This window comes from Pseudoxanthomonas sp. Soil82 (assembly GCF_040446535.1).
GTDB lineage: Bacteria > Pseudomonadota > Gammaproteobacteria > Xanthomonadales > Xanthomonadaceae > Pseudoxanthomonas > Pseudoxanthomonas kaohsiungensis.
This window is the reverse complement of sequence record NZ_JBEAAK010000003.1, coordinates 428,267-444,213: the sequence shown is the minus strand read 5'-3', so window position 1 is coordinate 444,213 and position 15,947 is coordinate 428,267. Positions and strand designations below refer to the sequence as shown.

General features: G+C 67.7%; 15 protein-coding genes and 1 pseudogene. 8 read left to right on the top strand and 8 right to left on the bottom strand.

Going from position 1 to position 15,947, the window contains the following annotated elements:
- Window positions 1-17 precede the first annotated feature (17 nt).
- Window positions 18-2,369 (top strand): annotated as a pseudogene (pbpC, locus tag ABKA19_RS10990) (penicillin-binding protein 1C); the annotation flags it as partial.
- 147 nt (window positions 2,370-2,516) lie between these two features.
- Here pbpC and ABKA19_RS10985 read toward each other — a convergent pair.
- Window positions 2,517-2,996 (bottom strand): peroxiredoxin, encoded by a 480-nt coding sequence (locus ABKA19_RS10985; RefSeq protein ID WP_353688930.1) that lies wholly within the window; start codon window positions 2,994-2,996, stop codon window positions 2,517-2,519.
- A gap of 168 nt (window positions 2,997-3,164) precedes the next feature.
- Here ABKA19_RS10985 and ABKA19_RS10980 point away from each other — a divergent pair, with 168 nt between their 5' ends.
- Window positions 3,165-3,605, top strand: coding sequence for an Hsp20/alpha crystallin family protein (locus tag ABKA19_RS10980; protein ID WP_353688929.1), 441 nt, complete (start codon window positions 3,165-3,167; stop codon window positions 3,603-3,605).
- A 181-nt stretch (window positions 3,606-3,786) separates the two neighbouring features.
- Window positions 3,787-4,677 (top strand): DnaJ C-terminal domain-containing protein, encoded by an 891-nt coding sequence (locus ABKA19_RS10975; protein WP_353688928.1) that lies wholly within the window; start codon window positions 3,787-3,789, stop codon window positions 4,675-4,677.
- A gap of 7 nt (window positions 4,678-4,684) precedes the next feature.
- On the opposite strand, the gene pilH is transcribed toward ABKA19_RS10975, so the two are convergent.
- Both pilH and ABKA19_RS10965 read right to left on the bottom strand, forming a co-directional pair.
- On the bottom strand, window positions 4,685-5,074 hold the full coding sequence (gene pilH, locus ABKA19_RS10970) for a twitching motility response regulator PilH (RefSeq protein WP_353688927.1): 390 nt from the start codon (window positions 5,072-5,074) through the stop codon (window positions 4,685-4,687).
- A gap of 121 nt (window positions 5,075-5,195) precedes the next feature.
- Window positions 5,196-5,840, bottom strand: coding sequence for a ThuA domain-containing protein (locus ABKA19_RS10965; protein WP_353688926.1), 645 nt, complete (start codon window positions 5,838-5,840; stop codon window positions 5,196-5,198).
- Window positions 5,841-6,263: 423 nt separating this feature from the next.
- Here ABKA19_RS10965 and ABKA19_RS10960 point away from each other — a divergent pair, with 423 nt between their 5' ends.
- Window positions 6,264-7,124, top strand: a complete 861-nt coding sequence (locus ABKA19_RS10960) for a glycoside hydrolase family 16 protein (RefSeq protein ID WP_353688925.1) — start codon at window positions 6,264-6,266, stop codon at window positions 7,122-7,124.
- A gap of 774 nt (window positions 7,125-7,898) precedes the next feature.
- Here the strand turns inward: ABKA19_RS10960 and ABKA19_RS10955 are convergent.
- Window positions 7,899-8,900: a YhdH/YhfP family quinone oxidoreductase gene (locus ABKA19_RS10955; RefSeq protein WP_353688924.1), complete on the bottom strand. Its 1,002-nt coding sequence runs from the start codon at window positions 8,898-8,900 to the stop codon at window positions 7,899-7,901.
- 379 nt (window positions 8,901-9,279) lie between these two features.
- On the opposite strand from ABKA19_RS10955, the gene ABKA19_RS10950 reads away from it, so the two are divergent.
- From ABKA19_RS10950 to ABKA19_RS10935, 4 genes are all read left to right on the top strand, one after another.
- A complete protein-coding gene (locus tag ABKA19_RS10950) occupies window positions 9,280-10,875 on the top strand; it encodes a DUF4435 domain-containing protein (protein WP_353688923.1) in 1,596 nt (531 codons plus the stop codon).
- Between the two features lie 56 nt (window positions 10,876-10,931).
- On the top strand, window positions 10,932-11,525 hold the full coding sequence (locus ABKA19_RS10945; RefSeq protein ID WP_353688922.1) for a hypothetical protein: 594 nt from the start codon (window positions 10,932-10,934) through the stop codon (window positions 11,523-11,525).
- Window positions 11,526-11,584: 59 nt separating this feature from the next.
- Complete coding sequence (locus ABKA19_RS10940) at window positions 11,585-12,298, top strand: hypothetical protein (RefSeq protein WP_353688921.1); 714 nt, start codon at window positions 11,585-11,587, stop codon at window positions 12,296-12,298.
- A gap of 88 nt (window positions 12,299-12,386) precedes the next feature.
- Window positions 12,387-12,980: an HNH endonuclease signature motif containing protein gene (locus ABKA19_RS10935; protein ID WP_353688920.1), complete on the top strand. Its 594-nt coding sequence runs from the start codon at window positions 12,387-12,389 to the stop codon at window positions 12,978-12,980.
- 69 nt (window positions 12,981-13,049) lie between these two features.
- Here ABKA19_RS10935 and ABKA19_RS10930 read toward each other — a convergent pair whose 3' ends face one another.
- The 4 genes from ABKA19_RS10930 to lpdA all read right to left on the bottom strand — a co-directional run bounded on the left by ABKA19_RS10930 (window position 13,050) and on the right by lpdA (window position 15,879).
- Window positions 13,050-13,643, bottom strand: a complete 594-nt coding sequence (locus tag ABKA19_RS10930) for an LOG family protein (RefSeq protein WP_353688919.1) — start codon at window positions 13,641-13,643, stop codon at window positions 13,050-13,052.
- A 3-nt stretch (window positions 13,644-13,646) separates the two neighbouring features.
- Window positions 13,647-14,024, bottom strand: coding sequence for a hypothetical protein (locus ABKA19_RS10925; protein ID WP_353688918.1), 378 nt, complete (start codon window positions 14,022-14,024; stop codon window positions 13,647-13,649).
- Between the two features lie 122 nt (window positions 14,025-14,146).
- Window positions 14,147-14,320: an MFS transporter gene (locus ABKA19_RS10920; protein ID WP_353688917.1), complete on the bottom strand. Its 174-nt coding sequence runs from the start codon at window positions 14,318-14,320 to the stop codon at window positions 14,147-14,149.
- Between the two features lie 119 nt (window positions 14,321-14,439).
- Window positions 14,440-15,879 carry a dihydrolipoyl dehydrogenase gene (gene lpdA / locus ABKA19_RS10915; protein ID WP_353688916.1) on the bottom strand — a complete coding sequence of 480 codons (1,440 nt, stop codon included), beginning with the start codon at window positions 15,877-15,879 and terminating at the stop codon, window positions 14,440-14,442.
- Window positions 15,880-15,947: the final 68 nt, after the last annotated feature.

Below are 15,947 nucleotides of genomic sequence, written 5' to 3'. Positions count from 1 at the left end.
CAACAAGGTTGCAACGCATGCGCGTGGCGCTGGCTTGCGCGTGGCCGTGGCTGCGCTGGGGCACGTTGGCGGTGCTGCTGGCGGTGCTCGCCCTGGACCTGGCCTTTCCCCCGCCGCTGCCACTGGCGGGCCGGGGCGTCGCCACCGTCGTGACCGCGGCCGACGGTACCCCCCTGCGCGCGTTCGCCGACGGCGAGGGCGTGTGGCGGTATCCGGCTTCGGCCGACACCGTGTCGCCGCTGTACGTGCAGGCGTTGATCGGCTACGAAGACCGCTGGTTCGATTACCACCCCGGCGTCAATCCGTTCGCCCTGGCGCGCGCCGCCGGCCAGTGGCTGCGCAGCGGCGAGATCGTGTCGGGCGGCTCGACCCTGACCATGCAGGTCGCGCGCATCCTGGACGGCCGCGACACCCGCAGCGCCGCCGGCAAGCTGCTGCAGATGGCGCGCGCACTGCAGCTGGAAGCACGCCTGTCGAAAGCGCAGATCCTGCAGCTGTACCTGGAGCGCGCACCGTTCGGCGGCACCATCGAAGGCGTCGAGGCCGCCAGCTGGGCCTACCTCGGCAAGCCCGCCGCGCGGCTCTCGCATGCCGAGGCCGCGCTGCTGGCGGTGCTGCCGCAGGCACCGAGCCGCCTGCGACCGGACCGGCATCCGCAGGCGGCGCGGCGGGCGCGCGACAAGGTGCTGGCGCGGATGCAGGCGCTGGGCCACTGGACCGACGACGCGGTCGCCGACGCGCGTATCGAACCGGTCGTCGCGCGCTCGCTGCGGCCACCAGTGCACGCCGCGCTGCTGGCGCAGCGCCTGCGCCAGGCGCACCCGCGTGCGCGGCGGATCGACACCACGCTCGACGCCCCGCTGCAGCGCGCCCTGGAAGAGCGCGTCTCCGCCTACTTCGCCGCGCTGCCGCCGCGGACCTCGGCCGCGCTGCTGGTGGTGGACAACGCCACCATGCAGGCGCGCGCCTACGTCGGCTCGGTCGAGTTCGGCGACCGCGAACGGCTGGGCCATGTCGACATGGTCCGCGCATGGCGTTCGCCGGGTTCGACGCTCAAGCCGTTCCTCTACGGCATGGCGCTGGACGACGGTCTGGTCCATTCCGGCAGCCTGCTGGTGGATGCGCCGCAGGATTTCGGCGGCTACCGTCCGGGCAACTTCGGCGAAGCGTTCAACGGTCCGGTGAGCGCGGCCGGCGCGCTGCAGCTGTCGCTGAACGTGCCGGCGGTGGACCTGCTCGACCGGGTCGGACCGGCGCGCTTCGCCGCGCGGCTCGACCACGCCGGGATCTCGCTGCGCTTCCCGCGCGGGGCGCGGCCGAACCTGGCGCTGATCCTCGGTGGCACCGGCGTGCGCCTGGAGGACCTGGTCGGCGCCTACGCCGCCTTCCAGCGCCAGGGCGTGGCGGCGCAGGTGCGTTACACGCCGGCCCAGCCGCTGGTCGAACGACGGCTGCTGTCGCCCGGCGCGGCCTGGATCGTGCGCGACATCCTGCAGTCCAATCCGCGACCCGGCCAGGCCGGCGGCGTGTTCGATACCGGCTCGCGCCCGGCCGTGGCCTGGAAGACCGGCACCAGCTACGGCTTCCGCGATGCCTGGGCGGTGGGTGGCACGCGCCGCTACACGGTCGGGGTGTGGATCGGGCGCCCGGACGGCACGCCGCTGCCGGGCCAGTACGGCGCGCTGACCGCGCTGCCGTTGCTGCTGGAAACCATCGATGGCCTGCCGCGCGCGCCGGGCGATGCCGATCCGCTGCCGCGACCGGCGACGGTCGAGCCGGTGGCCGTGTGCTGGCCGCTGGGCCTGGCGGCCGACGACACGCCCGCGCCGCTGTGCCGTCGCCGGCTCGATGCCTGGCGGCTGGACGGCAACGTTCCGCCGACCTTCGCCGAACGCGATGCGCGCCTGTGGCATGCCGGGCGCGAGCGCTTCATGGTCGATGCCGGCAGCGGCTTGCGGCTGTCGGCCGACTGCGCGGGCACGCATGCCGTGCGTGACGTGGAGATCGCACGCTGGCCGGCGCTGCTTTCGCCCTGGCTGCCGCGGGAGGACGGGCTGGCCTCGCGGCCGCCGCCGCTGTCGCCGGACTGCGTCGCCGACGGGCGCGAGTCGGTGGAATCGCTGCGCATCGACGGCATCGAAGAAGGCGCGACCCTGGCGCCGCCGCCCGGCAGCCGGCGCGGATTGCGCCTGCAGGTGCGCGCGCTGGGCACCGGCCAGCCGGTGCAGTGGCTGCTCGACGGCCGCGCGATCGCACGGACCGAGGGCGGGCGCGGCTTCGAGCACGACTACGCCCGCGCCGGTCGCGGCGGGCACGTGCTCACCGCGCTCGCCGACAGCGGCGCCTGGGCGCAGGTCCGCTTCCGCATCGCGGGTGTCGATGCCGGCGGGCAGGACGGGGTGGCCGGAGCCGCGGCCGGCGAGGCTGGTGGCGGCAGGGTAGTCGGTGGCGCGGGCGTGGCGCCGCGGCCACAAGTGGATTCGCCGCGCGCGCGCTGAGCGCGACGCAGCCCAGGGTCAGTCGAGGTGCTCGAGCACGTAGTCGGCCGAGGACACCTTGAACTCGCCCGGGGCCTCGACGAACAGCTGGCGCACGATGCCGTCCTCGGCGTACAGCGCGAAGCGGCGCGCGCGGATGCCCATGCCGTAGCCGCTGGCGTCCATCTCCAGGCCCAGCGCCCGGGCCAGGTCGGCGTTGCCGTCGGAGACCAGCTGCAGGCCTTCGGGCGCGTCCAGCGACTTGCCCCAGGCCTGCATCACGAACGGATCGTTGACCGCCATGCAGACGACCTCGATGCCGCGATTGCGGAAGTCCTCGAAGCGCGCGATGAACCCGGGCAGGTGCTTCTCCGAGCAGGTCGGGGTGAAGGCGCCGGGCACGGCGAACAGCAGCACCTTGCGGCCCTCGAACAGGGTCGGCGTGTCCACGCTCTCCACCCCGTTGCGGATGCGCTTGAGCACGACTTCGGGGATGCGGTCGCCGGTCTGGATGGTCATCGGGGTACTCCTGGAGGGAAGGGGGGCGGGCGTTGCCCGGTGGCTGAACACAGTCTAGCCGCCGGCGCGTTGCCGCCGCGTGGCGGCGCTTGAAAGCCGCCGGGCCGCGCCTATCTCCCGGTCATCGCCGCGCGTTCCGCCGCGGCTTTCCCGAGCAAGGAGACCTCCATGGCCATCGTCCGCTACAACCCCGTTTCCGGCCGCCACCTGCAGGATGAGTTCCGCCAGGTGTTCGAGCGCTTCTTCGGCGAGACCGGCGCCGATCCGTCCGACGTGGTGACCAGCCAGTGGGCGCCGCGCGTGGACATCCGCGAGGAAGCCGACCGTTTCGTCATCTTCGCCGACATCCCGGGCGTGGACCCGCAGGACATCGAGGTGCAGATGGACAAGGGCATCCTCACCCTCAAGGGCGAGCGCGCCGGCGAGGAAACCGAGGAAGGCAAGGGCTATTCGCGCCGCGAACGCGCCTGGGGCGCCTTCCACCGCCGCTTCGCATTGCCCGACAGCGCCGACGCCGACGGCATCACCGCCAGCGGCCGCCACGGCGTGCTGCGCATCGACATCCCCAAGCGGCCGCAGGCCACGCCGCGCCGCATCCAGGTGCAGTAAGCGCCGCGGGAGCAGCGATCGCCCGGTCCGTCCCGCACGCGGGACGGACCCCTTCGCCGCGGCGCGTTCGCGCCGGCGACGGTCGAAGGCCTAGAATCCGGCCCGTGGCGCCTGCGCCGCGGGCCGTCTTTCTTTCCGCCGCCACGCCTGCGTGGCGGCGCAGCCTGGCAGTGGTGAATCGATGGAATTCAAGGACTATTACGCGATCCTCGGCGTCGAGCCCAGCGCCGGCGAAGCCGAGATCAAGTCGGCCTACCGCCGGCTGGCGCGCAAGTACCACCCGGACGTGAGCAAGGAGGCCGACGCCGAGGACCGCTTCAAGGCGATCGGCGAGGCCTACGAGGCGCTGCGCGACCCGCAGAAGCGCGCCGCCTACGACCAGCTGCGCGCGCGCGGCTACCGGCCCGGCCAGGAGTTCCATCCGCCGCCCGAGGGTTTCGGCGGCGGCGGCTTCGACTTCGACGAGATCTTCGGCGACATGGGCGGCCGCGGCGGCGCCCAGGGCGGCGGCTTCAGCGACTTTTTCGAGAGCCTGTTCGCGCGCCAGCGCGGCGCCGGCCCGCGCCCGGGCGCCGGCCCGCAGCCGCGCGGCGACACCCGCGCCAAGCTGGCGGTGCCGCTGGAGGCGGTCTACCGCGGCGACAGCGTGCGGATCAGCCTCAACGGCCGCCAGCTCGAGGTGAAGGTACCCAAGGGCATCCGCGCCGGCCAGGCGATCCGGCTGGGCGGGCAGGGCCAGGGCGGAGGCAACCTGCTGCTCGAGATCGAGTACCTGGCCCATCCGCAGTTCGAGGTGGACGGACGCAACATCCTCTACACCCTGCCGCTGCCGGCCTGGCAGGCGGCGCTGGGCACCACGGTCAGCGTGCCCACCCTGGGCGGTGCGGTGGAGCTGAAGATCCCGGCCGGTTCCGATGCCGGGCGCAAGCTGCGCCTGCGCGGGCGCGGCCTGCCCGGCGCGCAGCCGGGCGACCAGATCGTGGAGCTGGAAGTGCAGGCGCCGGCGCCGGCCAGCGAGGCCCAGCGGCAGGCCTACCGGGAACTGGCCGAAGCGTTCGGCGACGACGCCTGAGCGCGGCTCAGGCGTCCGGCTGCACGGCCGCTTCGTCGCCGAGCAGCCGGCCGATCACGTCCGACAGGTCGGACTCGGAGAACGGCTTGGTCAGGTAGGCGCGGGCGCCCTGGCGCATGCCCCACATGCGGTCGGTGTCCTGGTCCTTGGTGGTGACCAGCACCACCGGGATGTCGCGCGTGGTGCTTTCGCGGCTGAGCGTGCGCGTGGCCTGGAACCCGTTGAGGTTGGGCATCACCACGTCCATCAGGATCAGGTCGGGCAGTTCGGCCTTGGCCACCTCGACGCCCGCGGCGCCGTCTTCGGCGGTGAGGGTCTGGTGCCCCAGTTTTTCGACGATGCGCTGGATCCCCATGAGCTGGGATGGCGAATCGTCCACGATCAGGATGCGTGCCATGGTGCGTCCCCGGTGTTTTCCCCTACGCCGGAGTGTAGTGCCTGTGTGAAGGCGCTGGAAGCCTCCCTTGCCGCGTGGCCGCGAAGCTTGACCGCGCGCACATTGCGCGGCCGGGCGGGTCCTAGCAGTCGTCCGACCGGCCGGTGGCGTAACGCAGGCCGCGCAGCAGGTGTTCGCGGAACACCGGGTCGGAGTACAGGGCCGGGTCGTGGCCCAGGCCGGTGTACCAGGCGCGGCCACCTGCCGCGGCATGGCACCAGGCGATCGGATGGTCGCTGCCCATCGTGCCGCCGGCATAGCCCGATTCGTCCACCGTGGCGATCACCTCCACCGCCGGGCGCGGGTTGCGCCGGTAGTTGTACAGCTCGTCGGTGACCTGCCAGCGCTGCAGCCCGCCGGGGCCGCGGCCGGATTCGAACCGGACCGGCGCCGTCTGCAGGCCCGGCGGATGGTTCTTGAACCAGGCGCCGACCAGGTCGCCGTACCACGGCCACTGCTTGTGGGTGTCGGCGGCCGAATGCACGCCCATGAAGCCGCCGCCGCCGGCGATGTAGCGCTGGAATGCCGCCTGCTGCGTGGCGTCCAGCACCTCGCCGGTCGTGTTGGCGAACACCACCGCATCGAAGCGCGCCAGCGTGGCGTCCTCGAACAGGCCCGGGTCCTCGCTGTGGACCACATCCAGTCCCACCTGCGCGGCGAGCGCGCGCAGCGTGTCCACCGCCTGCGGGATCGAGTCATGGCGCCATCCGCGGGTGCGGGTGAACACGAGGATCGTCGGCGGGGCGGTGGCGACGGCCGGGCGCGGTGACGCGGAGCCCGGCTGTGCCTGGCCATGCGCAGCGGAAGCGGCAGGCGCAGCGGAAGTGGCAGGCGCAGCGGGAGTGACAGGCGCAGCGGAAGCGGCAGGCGCAGCGGAAGTGGCAGGCGAGACGGGAGTGGCGGGGCCGGGCGCGGCGGCGGCGAGGAGCAGGGCGGCGCAGGCGAGGCCGCGCACGCAGGCAAGCAGTGGTGTCATGCCGTCAGGGTAAGTCGCCCACGCCGCGTTCTCCAGATGGACCCGTGCGTGCGCCAGCGGCGCGGAGTCGCCGGTGCACGCGGCCGTGTCGTCCCGCCCCGCTGCGGCGACACCGGCGCGCGCGCTGCCTAGAATCGGTCCGCCGCATCGTCGCGGCCGGGGGAGGGGGACGCGATGCACGAGGGAACGGGATGGGGCCGGGGCAAGGCCATGGCGGTGCTGGGCGCGCTCCTGGCGCTGGCGGTGCCGCTGGCCCATGCCGGCGACGCGGCGGCGGGCCCCACGCAGGGGCGGACGTGGACCTTCGCGGACACGCCGTCGTGGCAGGACGAGTTCGACCAGCCAGGCCTGCCCGATCCGGCGAAGTGGGGCTACGACCTCGGCGGCAAGGGCTGGGGCAACCAGGAGCTGCAGCACTACACCGACCAGCTGGCCAACGCCTTCGTCGAGGACGGCGTGCTGGCGATCGTGGCTCGCCGCTTCAAGCGCGCCGGCAAGACCACCTACACCTCCGCGCGCCTGGTCTCGCGCGGCAAGGGCGACTTCCAGTACGGGCGCATCGAATTCCGTGCGCGGCTGCCGGTCGGGCGCGGCACCTGGGGCGCGCTGTGGATGCTGCCGACCGAGAACCGCCATGGCGGCTGGCCGCGTTCGGGCGAGATCGACATCATGGAGCACGTCGGCCACGACCCCGGGCAGGTCCATGTCACCGTGCACACCCAGGCCTACAACCACACGCGCAAGACCCAGCGCGGCACGCAGACCACCGTGGCCGACGCGAGCACGAAGTTCCACCGCTACCGCGTGGACTGGACCCCCGACTGGATCCGCGGCTACATCGACGACGCGCCGGTGTTCGAGTTCGCCAACGAAGGCACCGGCCCGGAGGCCTGGCCGTTCGACCAGCCGTTCCACCTGCTGATGAATCTGGCCGTGGGCGGCACCTGGGGCGGCGCGCAGGGCGTGGACGACGCCGCGTTCCCGGCCTGGATGGAAGTCGACTACGTGCGGGTGTACCCGCTGCTGCAGCCCTGAGGGCGTCCCGTGCGCGTGCCGTCGCGGGCCGGCCCTTGTAGGAGCCGGGGAGACCGGACATGCATCCGTGGAAAGGCGCCCGCGGCACGACGCCGTCGGCACAGGCGACGACCCCGGAATTCCGACGCCCGTGTCCCTAGCAAGCCGGGCTCCTGCGAACGCCAGCGTCGTCGGTAACCCGACCCAGCCGTTCCCCGCTCCGGGCGCAAGGCTGCGCGGCTTGCGCGCAAGCCCCAGAGCCTTGCGCGCAGGCCGGAATGCCTTGCGCGCAAGGCCGGCAACGCCGCGCGCACGCCGGAACGCCTCACGCGCAAGGTGCGGGACGGGACGCTCGAGGCAAAAAACCCCAGTCGCAAGGTTCGCCGCCTCGTACGCAAGGTTCGGAACCTCGCGCTCGCAACGCCCGGCGCGCCGCGCACAGCGCGGCAACGGCGATCGCAAGGCGTTTACCCTGCGCGCAAGCGAACGAACCCCGCGCGCGACGCTTCTTGCCTTGCGATCGCAAGGCACCCACCCCTGCGCGCGGGCTTCCAGGCGTGCACGCAAGGCCTGGAACTCCACGGCTGGGGTTTTTTGCCTTGCGCGCGAGCCCGCGAGCCTTGGGGCGGAGCTCGATGCATCGGCCGCGGAACTCCCGGCGGGGATCATGGGCCCCGGAACCTTGCACCCGGGACGCGGAGCCCGGCGCGCAACTCACGCAGGGCCTTGGACGGCGAGCACGGGCCCGACTGCCAGGCCCGGCCAACGGGCAGGTCGCCGCGACGCGGCCTGCGCTCAGCCCAGCCGCACCACCGTGCGTCCCAGCGAGCCGCCGGCGAGCATCGTGTCGAACACGTCCGGCAGCTCGGCCAGGGTCGCCTCGCGGGTGCAGATCGCGTCCAGCTGCGCCGGCTTCCATTCGTCCGCCAGCAGCGCCCAGATGTCGTCGCGGATGTCGCGCGCGGTGCCGGCCGAACCAATCCCCAGCAGCGACACCCCGCGCAGGATGAAGGGCATCACCGTCAGCGCCTCGAGCGAAGGCGTGGCCGCCAGGCCGGCGGCGGCGACGTTGCCGTAGGGCGCGGTCTGGGCGAGCAGGCTGACCAGCATCGGCCCGCCGACGTTGTCCAGGCCGCCGCCGAAGCGGATCGACTCAAGCGGGCGGCTGGCCTGCAGCGCGTCGCGGCCGAGCACTTCGCGCGCGCCCAGCGACTTCAGGTACGCCGCCTGGTCGGCCTTGCCGCTGACCGCGTGCACCTCGTAGCCGGCGCGGCTGAAGATCGCCACCGCCAGCGAGCCGACCCCGCCGGTGGCGCCGGTGACCGCCAGCGGCCCCAGCTCCGGGCGCTGCCGGTTCTCGCGCATGCGGTACAGGGCCAGGGCGGCGGTGAACCCGGCGGTGCCCAGGACCATGGCCTGGCGCAGGTCCAGGCCGTGCGGCAGGGCGATGACCCATTCGGCCGGCAGCCGCGCGTAGGCCGCATAGCCGCCGTCGCGGGTCTCGCTCAGGCCGCAGCCGGTGACCAGCACCGGGTCGCCTTCGCGGAATTTCGGATCGGTGGAGGCGACCACGTGGCCGGCGACGTCGATCCCGCCGACCAGCGGGAAGCGGCGCAGGATCTTGCCCTTGCCGGTGCCGGCCAGCGCGTCCTTGTAGTTGACCGACGACCAGGCGGCCTTGACCACCACCTCGCCGGACGCGAGGTCGTCGAGCGACACCGGCTCGATGCCGCTGCGGTAGCCAGCGTCATCGCTGTGGATGCGGAAGGCGGGGAAGGTGGCGGGCACGCTGGCCATGGTCCGGGCTCCGTCCCGGCGGGGGCCGGGCTGCATGCCGTGATTCTTGCTGGTGGGGAGGGAGATGCAAAGGGTGGTGGGGCGGGGCGGTGTGGCGCGCCGGCATTCAGGGGTCGGCGCGGGCAGGGCCGTCGCCTACTAGTCCTCCCCATTCCCGCGCATGAGGTCCTCGGCAAGCGGTCTGGGCAGAAACATAGCGGGCGTTCGTGCAGGGGCTTGAATGTCTATCTCCCCCAGTGGCCAGCGGCCCGTTTTCGGTCTCCGTCCGCTTTACTGATCACCAAGGAGTTTCTGCGTTGACGCCATCTCAGGCCGTCGCCAGACTCTGTGCTACGCCCCCGCCAGGGGTCGACTGGTAGTGGGGCTAAGGGGAAATCAGATGACATTGAGGTTTCCAAGCCAAGGTGCGGGTGGCCAGGTCATCGAGCTTGACCATCCGATGCGCATAGTCGTTGTAGGTGCAAATGGCTCGGGGAAGACCCGACTTGGCATTTGGTTGGAGGACAACAATCAAAGGCACATGCAAGTGCACCGCATAGGAGCGCAGAAAGCGCTTGCACTGCCAGACTACGCCCCAGTCACGAACCTTGAGCAGGCGGAGAAAGCGCTCTACTACGGGCGATCGGATCAGCATGCAAGCATCGATCGAAAAAATCAGGATCGATGGGGTGGAAGTCCGGCGACGCATTTACTGTCTGACTACGACAAGCTACTTGCACTTCTATTTGCGCGGGAGTCAGACCGAGACCGTGTCCATACACAGAAGACACGCGACACTCAGGGGTATGTTCCCGTTCCAGATTCCGTAATCGATCAAATTGTGAGGCTGTGGGGGTATCTCATGCCGCACAGGACCATTAGCTTTCATGATGGAAAGGTCACAGTAGGAAAGGGGACTGCATCTGAGTACCACGCCAAAGAAATGAGCGACGGAGAGAGGGTGACACTCTATTTGCTGGGTCAGTGTCTAACCGCGCCAGCAAACTCTCTAATCGTGATTGACGAGCCAGAGTTGCATCTTCACCGCTCGCTGATGGACAAGCTGTGGAACAAGGTTGAAGAGCTTTGTCCGGATCGATCGATCATTTACATCACCCACGATCTAGATTTCGCGGCGAGTAGAGCGGGCGCTCGAAAGCTTTGGGTACAAGGTTATTCAGGTGGGGCGTGGACTTGGTCTGAGCTCCCGGTGGATGAGGCACTTCCTGAAAGTCTGGTTCTGGAGTTAGTCGGGAATCGTAAGCCTGTGCTCTTTTGCGAGGGGGAGCGTGGTGGCTTGGATCATTCGCTTTATCAACTCTGCTACCCCAAGCATCACGTCGTTCCACGAGGAAGCGGCGATAAGGTTGTTGAGTCAGTGAAAGCTCTGAACTCAAACGCCTCACTACATACTTTGACCGCATTTGGGATCATAGATCGTGACGTAAGAACGGATAGCGAATTGGCTGCGCTACACAAGGTTGGCGTATACGCTATTGATTTCGCGGAGATTGAGAATTTGCTCTGCAATGAGCAGTTGGTGCGAAAAGTGGCCACCCATTTGGCGTTGGACGATGGGAAGGTGGTTGCGTGTGTCTTCAACTACATAGCCGACGCCCTAAGGGCTGAGTTGGAGGGCCAAATTGTTCTCATGGCATCTAGGCGCATCCGCTATCACTTATCTCTCTATTCGCCAGCTAGCAATGATCGCAATGGCATAGATCAGGGGGTCGCTGACCTATCGGCATCTCTAGATACCAAGGGGATAGTTGAGAAAGCAGAAGATGCATTTAGGGCGGCACTGGAGTCGGGCCGACTGAATGACATCCTTCGGATCTACAACCGCAAGAGCCTCGTGGATAGGATCGCCCCATGCTTTGGCCTGAAGCAGGGTCAGTATGAGGCGCTGGTCTTCCGCCTGCTAAAGGGTCCAGATGCCACTTCTTACGTGGACACAGTAAAGCAGCTCCTTCCAAATGGTGCTTCCGAAGCCTAGGAATCCTCTCAAGTCGATGTCGCCCGGCGATACGGCTTACTCTGGCGTTATGCCCCATGGATCCACTATCGACCACCACTGCATTCGCGACAATCATCAGCCTCTTGGCTGACTTTGTTGCGCATCGTGGGGCCGCCGACGGAAAATCCTTTGATGAGTTCATGGCTTGGCTATCCGAGCAACGCCATGACGAGATAAAAGCTCTGTTGGAACAAAGCACCAGCACCACGATCAGTATCAAAGCGCTTCTCGGCGAGAGCCAGAGGGAGATTCTTGATCGTCTTCAGTCACTTGACCGGTCAATGGCCAGCTTTGCGGCGGGGTTCGACGTATACCGTGACCTTGCTCACGCTGTCCATCCAGCGTCTGCGCTCTCCGCGCAAGCAATCTCATTGTTACAGCAGTTCCATGATTCTGGCGCAAGCAAGATTCTTGCGATCCAGTCCCTGGACGGTACGAAATCATTACCCATAGTGGACGGCCCCAGTGATGACGAGCTTAAGATCACCGAGCCTCGCTTCCTGGATGACGATTTATCTACTTTGGTGGAGCTTGGGTTGCTTGGTCTCGACCACAACGGCAAGGGTGAGCGCCTGTATTCGCTCCGGCGCTCCGCAGTCCGCCTTGTCGAGAACTTGCGCGGGGCATAACAATTCCATCAACCGAGCCCGTTCTTGCGGGTTGGCTAAATTCAGGTGTTAGGCGCGCTATGCCAGATCTTGGAGACTTTCAGCTTGTCATTGATTGGATTGAGGAACACCAAGGTAGTTTGGATATTCTTAAGTGGCTGCTTGTTCTTCTAGCCGCTTGGGCCCTTGGCCTTTTCAAGTACGTCAGACGCAAGCTAAAAAGCCCGCGGGTAGAGATAGAGAGATTGACCAGCAGGTGCTACTGCGAGGCGTTTGAGGAACTGCATGACTGTAAGGACGTGGTTAGGTCGGTATTCTTGCTGCACGTTTCAGTAACCAATCCAACTACAGATCCTATTGTTGTTAAAGACTTCTGGCTTCGCTACCGCACTTTGAGGTCTTGGAAAAAGTGGACTGAGTTCATGCTGCCCACAACTTTGCCAAACAGACCGCGACAGACAGTTGGAAGTAGCACCAAGCTTCTAAAGGTCTGGTTTTCTAAATACCAAGATGATCCAGCTGAGTTCGCGTTGGATGGGCGTATTGAGGCACGGGATTATCAAGCTGGCTACGTGCTCTTTGTCAGCTCCACTTGGGGTAATCACAATCCAAGAATCACCAATGGCAAGCTTGCGCTAGAGGTTCGTGCCAAACTGACCACTGGCGAGACTCTTAGGCATCGGGTGGCGGTTTCGCAACTCGAAGATCGCGCTTACTTGGAGTCTTTCGTGCCAGGGATCCTCGCGGTGGCAGATGATCACAATGCACAGAACCTCTTCACGTCGCGCGCCTGACAGTTAATTCAAGACGAGCCCGCTTCACGGTTGGCTCCAGCAAGCTAAGTGAAAGGCAAGACATACGGCGTGAGCCAAAAAAAAGAACATGGACTTCGATTTACCATCGCCAGGTAGCATCAAGGGTCGCGCGTCCAGCATAACGGCTGCATTCATTCAAGCCATCGTGCCAGTCCTGGAGCCGACGCCAGAAGAGATCGCGGAGGCATTGCAGATTCTTGGCATGCAATCCGGTCAATGCGTCTGTGCCTATTGCGGAGACCCTAGGACGGAATGGGATCACTTCCGCCCATTGGTCACTGCAAAGCAACCAACCGGATACATAACCGAGATAGCGAATCTTGTTCCCGCCTGCGGCAAGTGCAATCAGTCAGAAGGCGGCAAGTACTGGAAGGATTGGATTTCGAGCAATGCAAAGCGCTCGCCCAAGACGCGTGGCGTTGTGGATCTCGCAGAAAGAATTCATCGTTTGGAGCAGTATGAGAAATGGCGCGTGCCGCGGAAGGTCGACTTCGAGGCTTTGGTTGGCGCAGAGCTGTACTCTCAGCACTGGGCCAATTGGCAGCAACTTCTTCAGCTCATGGAAAGTGCACAACAATTAGCCCTTCACCTCAGAAGCGCGGCTGCCAAGGCATTGGCTAACAAGCCCATGCAAGCACCGTGCGAGGACGTGCGCGCCTGATGGGCAGGGTTAGTCAGCGACGCGCCTAGCTTCAAAGGCGCCACGGCCAAGTGCTCCGCGGCCACTCACCTACCGCAGCGACTTCCGCCGCTTCTCATCCATCCACTTGCTCGCCTGCGCCGGCTCGTACGCCTTCATCCACGCCAGCATCGCCTCGAGGTCGTCGCCGTGCCACAGGTCGGCGCGCTGGTCCGGGTGCAGGAAGCGTTCCTCGACCATGCGGTCGATCATGCCGATCAGGGGCGCGTAGAAGCCGTCGACGTCGAGGAAGGCGCAGGGTTTGTCGCCGATGCCGAGCTGGCGCCAGGTCAGCATCTCGAACATCTCGTCCAGGGTGCCGAAGCCGCCGGGCAGGGCGATGAAGCCGTCGGACAGGTCGAACATGCGCATCTTGCGCTCGTGCATCGAGCCGACGACCTGCAGCTCGGTCAGTCCGCGGTGCGCGACCTCCCAGTCGGCCAGCTGCTGCGGGATCACGCCGGTAACCTCGCCGCCGCCCTCGAGCACGGCGTTGGCGACGATGCCCATCAGGCCGACGTTGCCGCCGCCGTAGACCAGGCGGATGCCGTCGCGGGCCATCCGGTCGCCCAGGGCGATGGCGCGTTCGGTGTAGGCCAGCTTGCTGCCGGCGTTGGAGCCGCAATAGACGCAGATCGAGCGCATGGATCAGGTTCCTGCAGTAACGGAGGTGGTGGCGGCCGGGTCGGGGCCGTCGGCGGGGCGTCCGCAGTCGACCGACTCGATCGTGCCGCCCTGGTAGCGCAGGCTGGAGACGAGGCGGCGTCCGTCGCCATCGACGTCGTACCAGAAATCGATGGCATAGCTCCCGGGCGGTTCGCCGGACGGCCCGGCCGCGGTGTGGCCGGACAGGGTGCTGTCCGGCGGCCGGCCGATCAAGGCCAAGGCCTGGCGGTAGTTCATGCCGGGGCGCACGTGCGCACAGGCCTCGTACGCAGGCGCGTCCTGCGACGGCTGCGGGTGGGCGTCGTCAGTCATGGCAGAAGCGGACAGGGCGGCGGCGAGCGCCAGGGTCGAAAGGGACATGCGCGGGTTCCGGGGTGGCCGCGGGCGGGGCGGGGCACGCTGTTGTTTCTACCAGACCGGGCGAGGCCATCGGTGCCGGCGCGCGACGTTGCCCGTCGTGTCCGCGCCGGTGCATGCCGCGATCAGTCCTGGCGCCGGCCGCTGCGCCAGTAGACCAGCGCGCCCAGCACGATGAAGGCCACGCCCACGCCACTGAAGGCCGGCCGGCCGCCGGCGAAGGCGCCGACCACGAACAGCACGCCGGCGGCGGCATACAGGCCGGCGGTGACGCGGGGCGGAAGTCCCTTGGAATCCATGCGTTGTTCCTGGTCGAGTCTTTGCGTGTTTCCGGAAAGCGCGAAGCCGGGCACTGCCCGGCTCCGGTCACGCATGCAGATGTCCGCTGCGCGGGCATCTGCATCCACAAGGCGAACCTTCAGTTCGCCTTGTGGATGGCGCGCTTGTCCACCGCCATCGCCGCGTCGTGGATCGCCTCCGACAGCGAGGGGTGGGCGTGGCAGATCCGCGCCAGGTCGTCGGCCGAGCCGCTGAACTCCATGGTCAGCACGCCCTCGTGGACCAGCTCGGACACGTTCGGGCCGACCAGGTGCAGGCCGAGCACGCGGTCGGTCTCGGCGTGCGCGATCACCTTGGCGAAGCCGACCGGCTCGGCCATCGCCACGGCGCGGCCGACGGCGGCGAACGGGAAGGTGCCGGTCTTGTAGGGCACGCCCTCGGCCTTGAGCTGCTGCTCGGTCTTGCCGACCCAGGCGATTTCCGGGCCGGTGTAGATGACCCACGGGATGGTGTCGAAGTTGACGTGGCCCGGCAGGCCGGCGATCAGCTCGGCCACGGCAATACCTTCCTCGAAGCCCTTGTGCGCCAGCATCGGGCCGCGCACGCAGTCGCCGACCGCCCAGACGCCGTCGACGCCGGTGTGGCAGTGCTCGTCGACCACGATCTGGCCGCGCTCGTTGACCTGCACGCCGGTGCCTTCGGCCAGCAGGCCCTTGGTCGCGGCGCGGCGGCCGACGGCCACCAGCAGCTTGTCCACGACCAGGCTCTGCTCGGCGCCCTTGTCGTCGGTATAGGTGACGGCGACTTCCTTCTTCTTGCCCTTGGCCTTGATCTCGGCCTTGGAGACCTTGGCGCCCAGGCGGATGTCCAGGCCCTGCTTCTTGAACTCGCGCGCGGCCAGCTTGGCCACCTCGGCGTCGGCGGCGGCCAGGAACTCCGGCATCGCCTCGAGGATGGTGACCTCGGCGCCCAGGCGCTTCCACACGCTGCCCAGCTCCAGGCCGATCACGCCGGCGCCGATCACCGCCAGGCGCTTGGGGGTCTCGGTGAAGTCCAGCGCGCCGACGTTGTCGACGATGGCCTCGCCGTCGAACTTGGCGAACGGCAGCTCGATCGAGTCGGAGCCGGCGGCGATGATGACGTTGGTGCCCTTGAGCTCGACCTCGGTGCCGTCGTGCTGCTTCACCTTCACGACATTACCCGGCTGCAGCTGGCCGAAGCCGTAGTACGCGGTGACCTTGTTGGCCTTGAACAGCTGCGCGATGCCGCCGGTGAACTGCTTCACGATGCCGTCCTTGCGGGCGACCATCTTCGCCACGTCGATCGACGCATCCTTGAAGCCGATGCCGTGCTGCTCGAACTTGTGCAGCATGTTCTCGTACTGGTGCGAGGAGTCGAGCAGGGCCTTGGACGGGATGCAGCCCACGCGCAGGCAGGTGCCGCCCAGCGCCGGCTTGCCGTCCTTGCCCAGCGCCGCGTCGATGCAGGCGGTCTTCAGGCCCAGCTGCGCGGCGCGGATCGCGGCGTGGTAGCCGGCCGGGCCGGCACCGATGACGACGACGTCGAATTGTTCAGCCATTTCCAGTTCCTTTGCCTTTGCTGCCCGTCGCGGGCCGTGGCCCGGGGGCGGAAGAGTGCAGGGCGGCG

Excerpts from the sequence above, each read along its gene's own strand:
- ABKA19_RS10985 (WP_353688930.1), bottom strand. The coding sequence starts at position 2,996 with ATGACCATCCAGACCGGCGACCGCATCCCCGAAGTCGTGCTCAAGCGC.
- ABKA19_RS10975 (WP_353688928.1), top strand. The coding sequence starts at position 3,787 with ATGGAATTCAAGGACTATTACGCGATCCTCGGCGTCGAGCCCAGCGCC.
- ABKA19_RS10945 (WP_353688922.1), top strand. The coding sequence starts at position 10,932 with ATGGATCCACTATCGACCACCACTGCATTCGCGACAATCATCAGCCTC.
- ABKA19_RS10925 (WP_353688918.1), bottom strand. The coding sequence starts at position 14,024 with ATGTCCCTTTCGACCCTGGCGCTCGCCGCCGCCCTGTCCGCTTCTGCC.
- ABKA19_RS10960 (WP_353688925.1), top strand. The coding sequence starts at position 6,264 with ATGCACGAGGGAACGGGATGGGGCCGGGGCAAGGCCATGGCGGTGCTG.
- ABKA19_RS10940 (WP_353688921.1), top strand. The coding sequence starts at position 11,585 with ATGCCAGATCTTGGAGACTTTCAGCTTGTCATTGATTGGATTGAGGAA.
- ABKA19_RS10920 (WP_353688917.1), bottom strand. The coding sequence starts at position 14,320 with ATGGATTCCAAGGGACTTCCGCCCCGCGTCACCGCCGGCCTGTATGCC.
- ABKA19_RS10950 (WP_353688923.1), top strand. The coding sequence starts at position 9,280 with ATGACATTGAGGTTTCCAAGCCAAGGTGCGGGTGGCCAGGTCATCGAG.
- lpdA (WP_353688916.1), bottom strand. The coding sequence starts at position 15,879 with ATGGCTGAACAATTCGACGTCGTCGTCATCGGTGCCGGCCCGGCCGGC.
- ABKA19_RS10935 (WP_353688920.1), top strand. The coding sequence starts at position 12,387 with ATGGACTTCGATTTACCATCGCCAGGTAGCATCAAGGGTCGCGCGTCC.
- ABKA19_RS10930 (WP_353688919.1), bottom strand. The coding sequence starts at position 13,643 with ATGCGCTCGATCTGCGTCTATTGCGGCTCCAACGCCGGCAGCAAGCTG.
- ABKA19_RS10980 (WP_353688929.1), top strand. The coding sequence starts at position 3,165 with ATGGCCATCGTCCGCTACAACCCCGTTTCCGGCCGCCACCTGCAGGAT.
- pilH (WP_353688927.1), bottom strand. The coding sequence starts at position 5,074 with ATGGCACGCATCCTGATCGTGGACGATTCGCCATCCCAGCTCATGGGG.
- ABKA19_RS10955 (WP_353688924.1), bottom strand. The coding sequence starts at position 8,900 with ATGGCCAGCGTGCCCGCCACCTTCCCCGCCTTCCGCATCCACAGCGAT.